At 70.1% G+C, this 14297-nt stretch carries 10 protein-coding genes; 2 read left to right on the top strand and 8 right to left on the bottom strand.

Annotation, left to right across the window (positions count from 1 at the left end):
- Positions 1–7 precede the first annotated feature (7 nt).
- The 6 genes from AC3RCE_RS03385 to AC3RCE_RS03360 all read right to left on the bottom strand — a co-directional run bounded on the left by AC3RCE_RS03385 (position 8) and on the right by AC3RCE_RS03360 (position 7423).
- Positions 8–943, bottom strand: a complete 936-nt coding sequence (locus tag AC3RCE_RS03385; RefSeq protein ID WP_218293065.1) for an exopolyphosphatase — start codon at positions 941–943, stop codon at positions 8–10.
- A 111-nt stretch (positions 944–1054) separates the two neighbouring features.
- Positions 1055–2344, bottom strand: coding sequence for an esterase/lipase family protein (locus AC3RCE_RS03380; RefSeq protein WP_492254529.1), 1290 nt, complete (start codon positions 2342–2344; stop codon positions 1055–1057).
- Between the two features lie 64 nt (positions 2345–2408).
- Complete coding sequence (locus tag AC3RCE_RS03375) at positions 2409–3434, bottom strand: pseudouridine synthase (RefSeq protein ID WP_492254528.1); 1026 nt, start codon at positions 3432–3434, stop codon at positions 2409–2411.
- 106 nt (positions 3435–3540) lie between these two features.
- Positions 3541–5880 (bottom strand): putative bifunctional diguanylate cyclase/phosphodiesterase, encoded by a 2340-nt coding sequence (locus tag AC3RCE_RS03370; RefSeq protein WP_492254527.1) that lies wholly within the window; start codon positions 5878–5880, stop codon positions 3541–3543.
- Positions 5880–6458, bottom strand: coding sequence for a methylamine utilization protein (locus AC3RCE_RS03365; protein ID WP_218294373.1), 579 nt, complete (start codon positions 6456–6458; stop codon positions 5880–5882). The genes AC3RCE_RS03370 and AC3RCE_RS03365 overlap by 1 nt, the downstream gene beginning before the upstream one ends.
- Positions 6459–6526: 68 nt before the next feature.
- The gene (locus AC3RCE_RS03360; protein WP_492246300.1) at positions 6527–7423 is read right to left on the bottom strand and encodes a DUF4394 domain-containing protein; all 897 of its coding nucleotides are present in this window, start codon (positions 7421–7423) and stop codon (positions 6527–6529) included.
- A gap of 395 nt (positions 7424–7818) precedes the next feature.
- On the opposite strand from AC3RCE_RS03360, the gene AC3RCE_RS03355 reads away from it, so the two are divergent.
- Positions 7819–9522 carry a methyl-accepting chemotaxis protein gene (locus AC3RCE_RS03355; protein ID WP_492254526.1) on the top strand — a complete coding sequence of 568 codons (1704 nt, stop codon included), beginning with the start codon at positions 7819–7821 and terminating at the stop codon, positions 9520–9522.
- 13 nt (positions 9523–9535) lie between these two features.
- Here AC3RCE_RS03355 and AC3RCE_RS03350 read toward each other — a convergent pair whose 3' ends face one another.
- Positions 9536–10273 (bottom strand): Crp/Fnr family transcriptional regulator, encoded by a 738-nt coding sequence (locus tag AC3RCE_RS03350; protein ID WP_218293061.1) that lies wholly within the window; start codon positions 10271–10273, stop codon positions 9536–9538.
- 160 nt (positions 10274–10433) lie between these two features.
- Between AC3RCE_RS03350 and AC3RCE_RS03345 the strand changes: the two genes are divergently transcribed.
- On the top strand, positions 10434–11621 hold the full coding sequence (locus tag AC3RCE_RS03345; protein ID WP_492254525.1) for an ABC transporter substrate-binding protein: 1188 nt from the start codon (positions 10434–10436) through the stop codon (positions 11619–11621).
- 82 nt (positions 11622–11703) lie between these two features.
- Here AC3RCE_RS03345 and AC3RCE_RS03340 read toward each other — a convergent pair whose 3' ends face one another.
- Positions 11704–14109, bottom strand: a complete 2406-nt coding sequence (locus AC3RCE_RS03340; RefSeq protein ID WP_492254524.1) for a glycosyl hydrolase family 18 protein — start codon at positions 14107–14109, stop codon at positions 11704–11706.
- Positions 14110–14297 lie beyond the last annotated feature (188 nt).

Below are 14297 nucleotides of genomic sequence, written 5' to 3'. Positions count from 1 at the left end.
GCGGGCTTCAGCCCTCGATCGTGATGCGCTGCACCAGCGTCTGCAGGATCTTGTCGGCCTTGTCGTTGGCCACCTGGCAGGTGCCCGCGGCCGCATGCCCGCCGCCGCCAAACTCCAGCATGAGGTTGCCGATGTGCACCTGGCTGCTGCGGTCGAGGATGGACTTGCCCGTGGCGAACACCGTGTTCTGCTTTTGCAGGCCCCACATCACGTGGATGGAGATGTTGCACTGGGGGAACAGCGCGTAGATCATGAAGCGGTTGGTGGCCCAGATGGTTTCTTCCTCGCGCAGGTCCAGCACCACCAGCTTGCCGATGCGGATGGCGCAGCGCTGCAGCTGCTCCTGGGCCTTGGGGGCATGGTCGCGGTACAGCTGCACGCGCTCCTGCACGTCGGGCAGGGCCAGGATGTCGGCGATGTCGTGGTCGCGGCAATACTGGATGAGGTCCATCATCAGCGCATAGTTGCTGATGCGGAAGTCGCGGAAACGCCCCAGTCCCGTGCGCGAATCCATCATGTAGTTCAGCAGCACCCAGCCCTGGGGGTCCAGGATGTCTTCGCGGGAGTACTGGGCGGAGTCGGCCTGGTCCACCGCCGCCATCATTTCGTCGGTGATGCGCGGAAAGGCCGCCTTGCCGCCATAGTGGTTGTAGACCACGCGGGCCGCCGACGGCGCATGGGCCTCGATGATGTGGTTTTCGTCGCGCCGGCCCGAGTTGCGCACGGTTTCCGATTCGTGGTGGTCGAAGACCAGGTGGGCCCCCGGCACATAGGGCAGGTTGGTGGTGATGTCGCGGCTGGTGATGGCGATCTTGCCGTCCTGCATGTCCTTCGGGTGCACGAAGGTGATCTCGTCGATGAGATTGAGCTCATTGAGCAGCACGGCACACACGAGGCCGTCGAAGTCGCTGCGGGTTACCAGCCGGTATTTCACGTCGCTCACTAGTTTCTCCTTGTCACATATTCATGGCCACATGGTAGCCGCGGGCCAAGGCCCCACAAGGCCGTTGGCATGGAAAAGCGGACCACCGGACCGCTTTCCTCCCTTTGCCGCTCACGCGGGCCGAAGCCACTGCTCCAGCTGCCGCGCCACGCCCGCATCGCCCAGCAGCGCCAGATGGCCCATCCGGTGGAACACGGCCTGCCGATCCTTGGCAAAACCCAGGGTCCGCCGCGCATCATCGTGGATGCCCAGGGCACTGTGCAACGGCACCAACCCGTCGCCCACCAGCCGCTCAGCCACCGGACTGCGCCGCGCGGCCAGCGTGGCGGCGATGGCATGGCAGGCCACGCCCTCGGGCAGCGGCACCGGAACGCGCCGGTCAGGCTGGCGGTGAAAGCGGTCGCGCCCCTGCCCGTCGGATTCCAGCACGTGGCCGTGGCGCAGGTCGGTGATGCCCGCGCTGCGCAGCTGCGCCAGCCGTGCGAAGGGACGCGAATACGGCGTGCTGCCCAGCAGGATGTCCACCCAGTGGCCGGCTTTTTCCAGCGGCGCGCCATGGTGGGGCGTGCCCAGGCACACCAGGTGGCGCAGCAGCGCCGGCCAGCCCAGCCCCCGCGCCACCGCCTGGTGGCACGCACTGCGCGCGACCAGCCCGCCCATGCTGTGGGCCAGCACCGCCACCTCCGTCACGGGCACCGGCCAGTCCCTCACGAGGGATTCCAGCTGCGCCGCGAGCTCCGCGCCATTGGCGCAGGTGTGCAGGCCCGTGTTGTAGCGCAGGTAGACCGGCGTGCAGCCCAGCGCCTGCGCGAGGTAGGCGCCATGGTCATGGCCGCCGTGCCGCCACTGCAGATCGTTCATGCACAGGCCGTGGACCAGCACCAGCACCTTGCCGGTGGCCGCGCCGCTGGCGGCCAGGGCGGGCAGGTCGAGCGGCAGCCCCTCCCGGTGGAACCCCATGCGGGTGCACAGCGGGTTGCCGTCGCGCTGGAGGCGGTCCCCCATCACGCCGTTGAGGGCGGCCAGCACGGCCTCGCGCTCCCACTGCACGCCGGTGTGCGGCACGGCAGGCTCGAAAAACGGCTCCAGCCGCGCCAGGCCCGCCTGCAGCCCCGCATCCACGAGCCATGTCACGCCCCGAATGCTCTGGTAGACCAGCCCCGTGAGGCCCCGCGCCTGCCCGGGCTGCGCCCCGCCAGGCAAACCCAGGGTGCCCAGCACCGACTGGTGCACGCCCTCGGCCACGCGGCTGATACCCGTGGTGGCCTGCGTGGCCAGCCGCGCCACGCCGCGCAGGTCGGAAACGCGCAACTGCCGCAGGGGGCCCGGCGTGGAGGGTTCGGCGGGGCGCCTTGCCCCGGGGCCGGCTGCATTGGCGCCGCGGCGCGGTGATGGGGACATGGGTGGAAAGGCTCCGTTCAGGAATGGTCAAGCGACACAGGAAGAAGCCGGGGCGCCCGGCCTGTCAGAACCGTTCGCCGGGAGAAAGGTAGCGCCACTGCCCGACCGGCAGGTTGCCCAGGGTGACGCGGCCGATGCGAATGCGCTTGAGCCCCACCACCTTGAGCCCCACCAGCTCGCACATGCGGCGGATCTGGCGCTTCTTGCCTTCGGTGAGCACGAAGCGCAGCTGCTCGGGGTTCTGCCAGTCGACCTGGGCGTGCTTGAGCGGCTGGCCGTCGAGCGCCAGGCCGTGGCACAGCCGCGCGAGCTGTTCGCGCGGGAAGGCCGACTGCACGTCGGTGGCGACATCGCCGTACTGCACGCGCACCAGGTACTCCTTGTCCACCGTGGAGTCCTCGCCGATGAGCTGGCGCGCCACGCGGCCGTCCTGGGTGAGAACGAGCAGGCCCACCGAATCGATGTCCAGCCGCCCGGCCGGCGCCAGGCCACGCAGCTGCGGCGGCGAGAACCGGTTGCGGCTGGGGTCGTCGCGCCAGTGCGTGCGGGGGTTGATCAACGCCACGGCGGGCGTGTGGCCGTCCTCGGCCTGCCCGCTCACATAGCCCATGGGCTTGTGCAGCAGGATGGTGACGCGCTGCTCCTGGAACCCCTGGGCGACCTTGTCGACCTCGATGCGGTCGGTGGGCAGCACCTGCACGCCCATCTCCGCGACCTCGCCATTGACCTTGACCCAGCCCTGGGCGATCCAGTCATCCGCCTCGCGCCGGGAGCACATGCCCAGTTCGGCCATGCGCTTGTTCAGGCGGGAGCTGACCAGGCCGTTGGGTGCCACGGTGCGTGCGGCAGGCGGGGGTGCCTGCCGCACCGCCGCGACAAAGCCACCCGACGCCGTGCGGTAGGTGGGCGGTGCGGGCGCGCGGGAGGGCCGGGGCGCCGGCGCGGGACGGGCGGGCGCTGCCTTGGCCGCCTTGGCTTCGATGACGGGACGGCGAAGCACGGGGCGCGGCGCGGGTGCGGACGGGCCGCCGGCATCCGGGGCGGGAGCCGCTGCGGGGCCGGCGGGCGGACGGGAACTGGAAGAGGACATTGCGCGTATTTTCGCCTGTGGGCCGCACGGGCCTTGCGGGCCCGGCGCGGAAAGGCCGGCCGACGGTGCCTCTGCGACATCCGCCTCCGGTGAAAAACCGGACAGCTTACCCCTGGCGCGCCTGCCAGGCCAGGAAATCATCGACGGGCAGGGGCCGTGCAATGTGGTAGCCCTGCGCCTCGTCGCACGCCAGTGAGCGCAGCCGCTCCAGGATGTCCGCGGTTTCCACGCCCTCGGCCACCACGCTGAGCCCCAGGTTGTGCGCCAGGTCGATGGTCGAGCGCACGATCATCGCGTCGTCCTCGCCCGCCGCCATGCCCATCACGAACGATTTGTCGATCTTGAGCTCGTCCACCGGCAGGCGCTTGAGGTAGGCCAGCGAGGAGTACCCCGTGCCGAAATCGTCGATGGAGAGCTTGAAGCCCTGCTGGGACAGGCGGTTGAGCATGGCCTCGGCGCGCTGGGGGTCGTCCATGATGGCGCTTTCGGTGATCTCCAGGCAGAAGGCGCTGGCGGACACGCCATGGCGCACCAGGATGTCGGCCAGCCGCGCGCTGAGCTCCGGGTCCAGCAGGTCGCGCGTGGACAGGTTGACCGAGACCCTGAGCGGCAGGCCCCGGGTGCGCGGGTCGGCCAGCAGGCGCGCGACCTCCTCGAACATCCACAGCGTGAGCTGGCGCACAAAGCCCGTCTGCTCGGCGAACGGGATGAACTGCATGGGCGGCACCAGGCCGCGCTGCGGATGCTGCCAGCGCACCAGGGCCTCGGCGGCCAGGCCGGGCTGGCCGCGCAGCGCCACCTTGGGCTGCAGGTACAGGCGCAGTTCGCGGTGTTCGACGGCGCGGCGCAGTTCGGTCAGCAGGGACAGGGTCTGCGTGCTGGCCGAATCGAACGACGCGTCGTACTGCAGCGCCCCGCTGAGCTTGCGCTTGGCGGCGTACATGGCGATCTCGGAACGGCTGAGCAGCGTGTCGGCATCGTCCGCGTCGCCTGGCCAGCAGGCAATGCCGATCCCGGCGCTCAGGTCCACCGTCTGGTCCTCGAAGGCCAGCGGCTCCTCGAACGAGCGCGTGATGCGCAGCGCGGTGTCGTGGGCGGCGGCCGCATCGGCGCCCTGCAGCAGCACGGCGAATTCGTTGCCGCCCAGGCGTGCCACCATGTGGCCTGGCAACGGCACCTGCTGGCGCAGGCGCTCGGCCACGGCCTGCAGCAGGCGGTCGCCGAAGGCATAGCCGAGCACGTCGTTCACATGCTTGAAGCGGTCCAGGTCGAGCGTGAGCACGGCCAGCGGCTGCGGTGGCCCTGCCGCCACGCCGCCCGCGATCGCCTGCACCACCGCTTCGCGAAAGCGCTCCCGGTTGGGCAGTCCGGTGAGCCGGTCCCAGTAGGCCAGGCGGCGGATTTCCGTTTGCTGCGCGCCGATGTCCACGCGCATATGGTCGAACGAGCGCGCGAGGTTGCCGATCTCGTCGCTGCGGGCGGTGTGCGCCAGCGGCACGTCGTACTCGCCGCGCGAGAGGCGCTGCGTGGCGGCCAGCAGCGAGCGCAGCGGCGTGGTCAGGCGCTGCGCCACCAGCCCCGTGCCCACCGCGAACAGCAGCACGCCGGCGACGGTGATGATGGCCAGCAGCACCTGCAGCTGGCGGTAGGGCGCGAGCACCTCGTCCACCGAGCGCAGCAGCAGCGCCTGCACCTCGCCGCCCACGCTGTGCAGGCGGATGGTGCGCGCCAGCAAGGTGCCTTCCAGCGTCTGCAGTTCACCCGAAGCAATGCCCTGGCGCTGCAGCAGCGCCAGCGGGCCGGGCGGCAGCGTGCTCACGGGCACCTGGACCGAGCCGTCCGCGCCCTGGACGACCAGCGCCACATGCACCGACAGCAATTGCCGCATCTCGTCGGCCAGCGGCTGGTGGATGGGAAAGCCCATCAGCACCCAGCCGATGACCACCGGTGCGCGCAGCGGCACCATCACGAACTGGTAGGGCACGCCGTCCATCACCGCGATCTGGCTGCCCTGGGCCTGCGCGGCCAGCGGCGGCACCAGTTCGCGCAGGGTGGCCGGAAACGCCTCCATGCTGCCCGACAGGCTGACCGCGCGCAGCGTGAGGTCGGTGCCCAGCAGCGCCGTCACGGCGGCGCCGATGCGGCTGCCGTGGTTCTCCAGCACGGACTGGATGGTTTCCTCGTCGCCCGAATTCACGGCGGAGCGAAAGCCGTAGTCGGCCGCGAGCAGGGCCGAGCCCTGGCGCAGCTTGTCGGCGTTCTGTTCGAGGAGCCGGCGCCAGACGTTCTCGTCCAGGTCCAGGGCCTGGGCGATCTGGGCGCGCGCATTGCGCTCAATGGTGGCGCGCACCACCGCAAAACCCGCCGCCTGCACGATGAGCAGCAGCAGCAGCGAGAGTCCCACCAGCCGCAGGATCAGGCTGCGCCGCAGCAGGCGCAGCTGCATCAAGGCTGCAGCCCCGCCAAACGCACCGACGCGGCGGCGCCGCCGGCGGCGGGCACCGTCAGCGCCTGCTCCTGCGCGGGGGCGCCCACCGGCAGCCGCGTGTGCCAGGCGCGCAGCGTGTAGGTGCCGGGCGGCACATTGTCGAGCTGCGCCCTGCCCGTGGCGGCGGAGCTGCGCGCGTAGTGCGGGGTGTCCACCACCAGGATCCAGCCCACCATCTGGTCGTGGATGTTGCAGCCGAGCACCACCACGCCCGGCCGGTCGAACAGCACGGGATTGGAGGGCGTACCGGTGTAGAGCTTGAGCTCGAATTTCTTGGCGGGCGAGAACGAATAGACGTGGTGGCGCACCGAGTCATGGTTGGGAAAGCGCACCTCGGTGCCCACCGGCACCACGAGCACGCCGGGCACGAACCTTCGCTTCTCCTGCGCCATCTCCACACCGGCCAGCGGCCGGGCCTGCCGGGCCGCGTCGGCCGAGTCGAGGAACACCACGGCGTCGGCCAGCGGCTTGCCCGCGGTGTCCAGCACGTCCACCTGCACCGTGGCACCCCGCGCCGCCGTGGCCAGGCCCGCCATGCACGCACCGGCCAGCAGGAACGCGGCCACCGGGCGCCCGGTGCGGCGCGCGGGAAAGCAGGCATGCGTCATGGTTCGATGGCCATGCCCAGCAAGGGCGCGCCCTCGCCCACCCTGCCCAGCGCACGGGTGGCGCCAGTGTCCAGGTTCACCAGGTGCAGCCGCGTCTGGCCGTCGGCCGGCGTGCGCACGGCGATCAGCGCGGTGTTGCCGACATCCGAGATGTCGAACGACACATCGGTCAGGGGCCCCAGGCCCAGCGGCCCCACGGTGCGCAGCTGGCCGGTGTTGGGCGACACCACGGGCGTGGCGCCTTCCCGCGAGCCCTGCGTCACCAGCACGCCGAGCGCACGGTCGATGGCGTAGTTGGTGGTGAGCTTGCCGTCCTGCGCGTTGTAGGTATAGGCGGCGCCCGCGATATCGGGCGCGCGGCCGGCGTTCGTGTCGCTCCAGGCATAGCGCAGGGCCGGGTCGGGCTGCACGCCCTCGACGGCCGGGTCGCCGTCCACCACGGCGCCGGTGTCCGGGTGCAGCCGCAGGTTCTGGCCCGCGTTCGAGACGACGCGGATGCGGTCGGCCACGGGGTTGAAATCAAAGCCGAAGGCCGTCCCCCGCAGGGCCAGGACGGCCGGCGTTGGGCCCACGGGGCGCAGGGCGCCGGTGGGGATGTCGAGCGTGTACAGCCGCCCCGCCTGCGAGAGCGCATACAGCACGCCGCGCGCCACGCGAAAGTCCAGGCCCACCAGCCGCTCGCCCGGGGCCAGGCCCGTCACGGAGCGGCGCTCCAGGATGCGCTCCGGCTGGCCGGCATGGAAGGTGATGAGCTCGTGCGACGCCGTGACCGCGACGACCAGTTCGCGCTGGTCCGGCCCAGGCGCGGGTGCCGTGGCGCAGCTGGCGAGCGCGGCGACCACCAGCGCGGCGGCGGCGGCGCGGCACGCCAGGGGGAGGGAAAGCGGGTTCATCCTGAGGCCTCACATCTGTAACGGGTTTATACATGATGGGGTGCGCCACCGGGGGCCACCGGCCAACGAAGCACCCGCCAAATGCTACCAATCAAATAGCAAAAAGCCCAATGCAGTACACCGCTTTGCCGTATTTTCCCTCATTTTCCCACAGCCTCCACCCCGCCTCTTGCCCTGCGGGAGTGGTGCACGCCCTGGAAGGCCATTTGTAACAAACACCCATGCACAACGGGCATGGCGCCATCCGCAAGCCTCATGACACTTCTTGTCAATTCTGCCTACACTGCCCTGGGCCGGCGTGCGGGGCGCGGCCGCCGGCCCGGCTGATGCGGGCCCCGTTATTGCTTTGCCTTGTGCATCCCGATCCATTGCACCCAGAGACCTCAAGGAACACCATGCCGGCCGCTTCATCACTCAAATCCCTGTCGATCTCCAGCCGGCTCGGCCTGGGCTTCGGCTGCATGCTGGTGCTGGTGGTGGCCGTCGCTGCCGTGGGCCAGCTTTCCGTGGGCAAGGTGCATGAGCAGATGCGCCAGGTCACCGGTGCCGGCGCCAGCAAGTCCAAGCTCGTCAACGGCATGCTGGAGAGCGTGAGCGCCATCGGCATCCAGAGCCGCTCGGCGGCCATGCTCAACGACATCGACCCCAAGCAGGCACACGAACAGATCGCTGCCATTTCCGCGACGCTCAAGGAATACGGCCGCCAGGAAACCGCCCTGGGCGAACTCCTCACCCCCGCCGGCGCCACGCGCGCCGAGATCAAGCTGCTGGGCGAGGTGCAGGCGCTGGGCCGCAAGGCTCGCCCCGAGCTCGACAACGCGATCAAATCGGCCGACGACGGCGACACGGTGAGCGCGACCCTGGCACTGATGACCCGCGTGGCGCCCGTGGAAACCGCGTGGCGCGCCAAGCTGCGCGAACTCATCGAGCTGCAGAACAGCCTCAACGCCGACGCCACGGCCTCGGCCGAGCAGACCCAGAGCAACGCCCGCATGGTGGGCGGCCTGCTGGTGCTGCTGGCCATCGGGCTCGGCGCGCTGATCGCGTGGCGCATCACCGCCAGCATCACCGCCCCCATCGGCCGCGCCGTGGTGGTGGCGGAACGCATCGCGCGCGGCGACCTCACCTCGCAGGTGGAAGTGCGCATCCAGGACGAAACCGGCCGTCTGCTGGAAGCCATCGCCGCCATGCAGGAGCGCCTGCGCACGCTGGTGGGCGAGATCGGCCAGACCGCCGACTCCATCCTCGTGGCCAGTTCGGAAGTCGCCTCGGGCAACCTGGACCTGAGCCAGCGCACCGAGCAGACCTCGCACAATCTGCAGGGCGCGGCCACCGCGCTGGTGGACCTGACCGGCACCGTGTCGCAAAGCGCCGACTCGGCCCGCCAGGCCAACCAGCTCGCGTCCACCGCGTCCGACGCGGCCACGCGCGGGGGCGAGGTGGTGTCGCAGGTCGTGCGCACCATGGACACCATCAGCGCCAGTTCGCGCAAGATCGCCGACATCATCAGCGTGATCGACGGCATCGCCTTCCAGACCAACATCCTGGCCCTCAACGCCGCGGTGGAAGCCGCCCGCGCCGGCGAACAGGGCCGGGGCTTCGCCGTCGTGGCGGGCGAAGTGCGCAGCCTGGCCGGCCGCTCGGCCAATGCCGCGCGCGAGATCAAGGCCCTGATCGGCGCCAGCGTCGATCAGGTGCAGGAGGGCAGCACCCTGGTGAACCACGCGGGCAAGACCATCGAGGAGCTGGTGCTGTCGGTGCGCCGCGTGTCCGACATCATGGGCGAGATCACCGCCGCCACGCAGGAACAGAGCCAGCGCATCGGCCACGTGAGCCATTCGGTGGGCGAACTCGAGGAAATGACGCAGCAGAACGCCGCCCTCGTGGAGGAAGGGGCCGCGGCGGCCGACAGCCTCAAGGACCAGGCGGGCCGCCTCACCCAGATGGTGGGCACCTTCCGCCTCACGCGCGATGGCGGCGGCGAGAACCACTGGAGCGGCGGCGCCGCATCGCCCGCGCCGGTGCCCGTACCGGCGCCCCCGCAGCGCGCCAGCCTGCAGCCCCCTTCGCGCGGCCAGCAACCCTCGCTGCCGGGCTGAGGCCCGCCGCCGCTCAAACGCCCTGCTGCAGCGGGAAGATGCTCGAGCGCAGCGCCAGCAGATCCAGCACGCGCAGGCCGCCGTATTCCACCCGGATCGCGCCCTGCGCCTCCAGCGCCGCCAGCGCCTCGTTCACGCGCTGGCGCGACAGGCCCACCAGATAGGCCAGCTCCTGCTGCGTGATGCGCAGCACCTCCCCCACGCCGGGGTACAGCACCGGGTTGAACAGCGATGCCAGGCTGCGGGCCACGCGCACGTCGGGGTTGTTCAGGCGGTCGATCTCGCGCGCGGCGATGAACTGGCCCAGCCGCTCGTTGAGCTGGTTCATCACGAAGCGGTTGAAGCCGATCGAGTGGTCCAGCAGCCAGTGGAAGCTGTCGATCGGCAACCCGGCCACCACGCTCTTGCGCAGAGCCTGGATGTTGTAGCGGTAGGGCTCGCGCTTCAAGGCCGTGCCCTCGCCAAACCAGCCCCCGGGCGGCAGGCCGGCGTAGGTCATGGTCTGCCCCTGCGCGTTGTCGCTGCTCATCTTGAGCAGGCCCTCCACCACGCCAAACCAGTAGGTCACCGGCCGCCCCACCCGGCAGACGTAGTCGCCCGCGTTGGCGTCCCCCACCAGCAGCGACGCCACGGCCCGCTCGCGCTCGGCGGGCAGCAGCAGGCTCAGCCAGGGTATGCCGCCGAGCTCGTCCACCGTGGGCGGCCGGCGCCGCTGGTGGAGCGAAAGATCCTGGTTCATGCGTGAGTCCATGGCGGTGCGGGTCCGGGGGAGAGCGACAAAGGGGGCATGCGATGCGGGAATACCACGACCCGGATTGTCGTCAGAACGACAAAAAAATGTCAATTGTGACGGGATGATGTCGCCTCCCCAGCAGCCGATGCGCCCGCCTGGGCCACCCGAGGAGACACGCATGCCCGACAACCACCCGCCCGCAGGCCTGGCACGGCCAGCCATCCGCCCTTCGCCACGCCTTGCCCGGCGCCAGCTGCTGGCCGCGGCCGTCAGCCTGCCCTGGCTGGGACTGGGCAGCGCCCGCGCGCAGGAAGGGGCCATCCGGATTGCACAGTCCACCGCCCTCACCGGCCCGCTGGGCGATCTCGGCTCGGCCATGCACCAGGGCGCCAAGGCGGCGTTTGCAGGCATCAATGCACGGGGCGGCATCCACGGCAAGACCATCGAGCTGGTCACCCAGGACGACAGCTACGACGTGCCCAAGGCGCTGGCCAACGTGACGCAGTTCCTGGCCGATCCGGGCACCTTCGCGCTGTTCAACTGCATGGGCACGCCCATGATCGACGCCATGCTGCCCAAGGTGGTCGACAGCGGGATCCCGTTCTTCGCGCCGTTCACGGGCGCGCAGCTGAGCCGCACCAAGAGTGCCCGCAACGTGTTCAACATCCGCGCGAGCTACGCCGACGAGGCCGAAAAGCTGGTGCAGCACCTGTCCACCATCGGCATCCAGCGCATCGGCATCGTCTACCAGAACAACTCGTTCGGCAAAGAGGTGTTCACCGCCGCCAAGCAGTCGATGGACCGCCTCAAGCTGCCCGAGGCGCTGACCGTGACGGTGGAGAACAATGCCTCGGACGCGGGCACGGCGGCGGCCAAGCTGGCGGGCGGCAACCTCGAGGCCATCGTGATCGGCCTGGCGGGCAAGCCCACGCTGGAGTTCGTGAAGGCGTTCCGCGCCATCAAGCGCGGCGTGACGCTGTATGCGCTGTCGGTGATGGGCACGCCCGCCACCGTGAAGGCCCTGGGCGCGGACGCCACGGGCATGGCGATCTCGCAGGTCGTCCCGCTGCCCTCCAATGCGGTCATGCCGGTGGTGCGGGACTTTCAGGCGGCCTGGAAGGCGGCGGGCGCCACCGCAGAACCTTCGCACCTGGCGCTGGAGGGCTACATCAACGCCCGCGTGTTCGCCGAGGCACTGCAGCGCGCGGGGCGCAACCCCACGCGCGCCGCCTTCATCGATGCCACCTGGAACCTCAAGAAGTGGGACCTGGGCGGCTTCGAGATCCATGCCACCACCCCGGACCGCAACGCCTCGCGTTTTGTCGAGCTGACGCTGGTCGGGCGCGACGGGCGCTTCCTGCGCTGAGCCCGGGCCTCGGCGGCCTTCGGCCGTTCTGCCCTCCCCCGGCCACCGGACGGGCGCCGCCCGCCCCGTGGCGCGGGCGGAATCAGGGCACCTGAACCACCACCGCGGCGGACAGGGGGCCTTCGTTGCCGGACGCATCCAGCATGCTGACCTGGTAGCTGTGGCTGCCGCTGGGCGCGGTGGTGTCGGTGTAGGCCGGATCGGTGACCGTGGCGATCGCCACGCCGTCGCGGTACACCCGGTAGCTGGCGGCACTGCTTGCAATGAAGGACTTCTTGACCGCCTGCATCTGCGGGTTGGTGCCGGACTGCGGCAGATAGCCGTAGTTGATGGTCCACACCAGCGTGCCGCCCAGGCCCTGCTCGCGCACCCATTTGCCCTTCTCGGCGATGGAGCGCTCATCCTCGAAGCTCAGGTAGGTGACCGGCGTGGAGCCCCGGTACCAGGGCTGCGAGTACGTGATGTACCCCTGCTTGGCCACGTCGTCCCAGCGATATGCGGCGCCGGGCTGCCCGAAGGCGTTTTCCTCCACCAGGCGCTGGTAGTTGTTCATCCAGTCGCCGTTGTCCACCCAGCCCTGCATGCCCGTGAGGTCCTGGCGCGGCCCCGTCACCGGACGGGGGTAGTACACGCCGTAGAGCCCGATGCCAATGCCCAGCTTGGTGCGCGGTACGCCCGCGCTCAGGTAGGCCTGCACCGTGGAGGCGATGGACGTGGGGTGCAGGTCGCCCTCGCCGAACAGGGGGGAGTGGTGCCACGACTTCCAGCCCCAGTCGCCCGCCATGCTGTAGGTCATCAGGTTGTACTGGTCCACCAGCTCGGCCACCTGGGCGTGCCAGGGCGTGATGTCCGGCTGGTTCTTGTTCACCCAGAAGCCGGGCCAGCTCAGTTCCAGCGGCGCGTTCGGCGCCTGGTAGCGGGCACGCAGCGCCGAGGCGGCGCGCAGCTCGCGCAGCAGCGCCAGGGCCTGGGCGCGGCCGACCTCGGTGTCCAGCTTTTCTTCCCAGTCGATGTCCACGCCGTCGTAGTTTTTCTGCACCGCCTTGTCGAGGATGTTCTTGATGAAGCGTGCGCGCACCGTGGGGTTCGCCGTGGCGGCGATGAACCCCGCGCCATCGCTGTCCCCGCCCACCATCATCACCGCCTTGACGCCCGCCGCATGGGCCTTGGCGATCAGCGCGTCCTCCACGTTGGCCAGATGGCCCGTTCCGGCGCCCTCCAGCAGATCGCCCGCCTGTCCGCCGGGCAGCGAGCCCAGCGCGGGCGCATAGCGGCCGAACACGAAATGGGTCATGGTGGTCATGTCCACGGCGTCCGGCGGGAACAGGTTCCAGAACCAGCCCGCGTAGTAGCCATTGACCCACTTACCGCTCTTGGTCACGGGGTTCCAGCCAACACGCACGCCCTGCTGGGTGGCCGTGGCGGTGACGCCGCCCACCGGGGGCAGCGGGTTGCCTGCGTCCACCGTCACGTTGACGAGCGCGCTGGTGGCCTGGCCCGCGCTGTTGACGCACTCCAGCGTGTAGGCGGCGCTGGCGGCAGGACTGACCTGCTCGCTGCCCTGCACCGGGCGCGCACCGCTCCAGCCACCCGAGGCGGTGCAGCCGGAGGCGTTCTGAGACTGCCAGTCCAGGCGCGCGCTTTCTCCCGGCCGGATGCGGCTGGGCGTCGCGGCGAAGCTAGCGATGGTGGGGGGCACCGGCGGCGGGCTGTTGCGCACGAGGATCACCGTGGAGGCCCCGGTGGCATCTCCCTGCGCGTTGCTGCAGCTCAGGCTGTAGGTGGTCGTCACCACCGGGCTGGCGGGGGCGGTGCCGCTGACGGGGCGGTCGCCGCTCCAGCCGCCGGATGCCGTGCACGTGGCGGCGTTCTCGGTGCTCCACGCCAGGGTGCTCGTGGCGCCAGCGTCAATGGTGCCCGGGTCCGCCCCGAACGACAGGATGCGTGGCGGCGCGGGCGGCGGCGGCTCGGCCCCGCCTTCGATGACGAGCTGGGCCAGGCCTTCTCCGCCGGCCTCGAAATACTCCATGCGCACCGTATGGTTGCCGGCCGCCAGGGGCAGTTCGGCCACGTCCATCGTGATGCCGTGCGGGGTCCAGTTGTCGATCACCCGCTGGCCGTTGACGAACACGCGCACGCCATCGTCGGTAAACGTCACGAACCGGGCGGTGCCGGCCGCAAAGGGCACCGAGGCCGTCCAGCGCGCGGAGAAACCATCCACCGGCAGCCGGGGGTCGGGGCTGTCGGTCATCCAGTAGCGGTCGATCGGCCCCTCTTCGCAGCGGGTCAGCGCCGGTGCGCCGGACAGTCCGGTATTGGGAAAGTACTCCGCCAGCCACTGGCCCGGCGCGCAACTGACCTGCGCTATCGCGCTGCCGCCGGCCAGCATCCAGGAGGCGGCCAATAGCCGCAGCAGGGTCCCTGCATGGCGGGACCGGATGCGCCAGGAACGCGCTGCGCGCTCCCTCGCCGCTGGTAGATGGGGCATGGTGAAATTTCTCCTGGAAGACAAGGCAAAGGGCAAAAGAAAACAAAAACGCCGCGCGGCAGAACGGTGTGATTCCTGAATCAAATGTGGCTTTGACGCTTGTCCCATATTGATTCTTTGCTATTGGATTCATACCGGCAGCAGGCACGGCGCTTTGGCGGCGGCAGGCAGGAGCGCAGGCCTTGCAG

Source organism: Acidovorax sp. GW823-FHT05D11 (assembly GCF_058795695.1).
Note: the sequence above shows the minus strand (reverse complement) of the source record. Positions and strands in the feature narration are given on the sequence as shown.

Excerpts from the sequence above, each read along its gene's own strand:
- AC3RCE_RS03350 (WP_218293061.1), bottom strand. The coding sequence starts at position 10,273 with ATGGACTCACGCATGAACCAGGATCTTTCGCTCCACCAGCGGCGCCGG.
- AC3RCE_RS03365 (WP_218294373.1), bottom strand. The coding sequence starts at position 6,458 with ATGGCGGGCCTGGCCACGGCGGCGCGGGGTGCCACGGTGCAGGTGGAC.
- AC3RCE_RS03375 (WP_492254528.1), bottom strand. The coding sequence starts at position 3,434 with ATGTCCTCTTCCAGTTCCCGTCCGCCCGCCGGCCCCGCAGCGGCTCCC.
- AC3RCE_RS03340 (WP_492254524.1), bottom strand. The coding sequence starts at position 14,109 with ATGCCCCATCTACCAGCGGCGAGGGAGCGCGCAGCGCGTTCCTGGCGC.
- AC3RCE_RS03345 (WP_492254525.1), top strand. The coding sequence starts at position 10,434 with ATGCCCGACAACCACCCGCCCGCAGGCCTGGCACGGCCAGCCATCCGC.
- AC3RCE_RS03380 (WP_492254529.1), bottom strand. The coding sequence starts at position 2,344 with ATGTCCCCATCACCGCGCCGCGGCGCCAATGCAGCCGGCCCCGGGGCA.
- AC3RCE_RS03370 (WP_492254527.1), bottom strand. The coding sequence starts at position 5,880 with ATGCAGCTGCGCCTGCTGCGGCGCAGCCTGATCCTGCGGCTGGTGGGA.
- AC3RCE_RS03355 (WP_492254526.1), top strand. The coding sequence starts at position 7,819 with ATGCCGGCCGCTTCATCACTCAAATCCCTGTCGATCTCCAGCCGGCTC.
- AC3RCE_RS03360 (WP_492246300.1), bottom strand. The coding sequence starts at position 7,423 with ATGAACCCGCTTTCCCTCCCCCTGGCGTGCCGCGCCGCCGCCGCCGCG.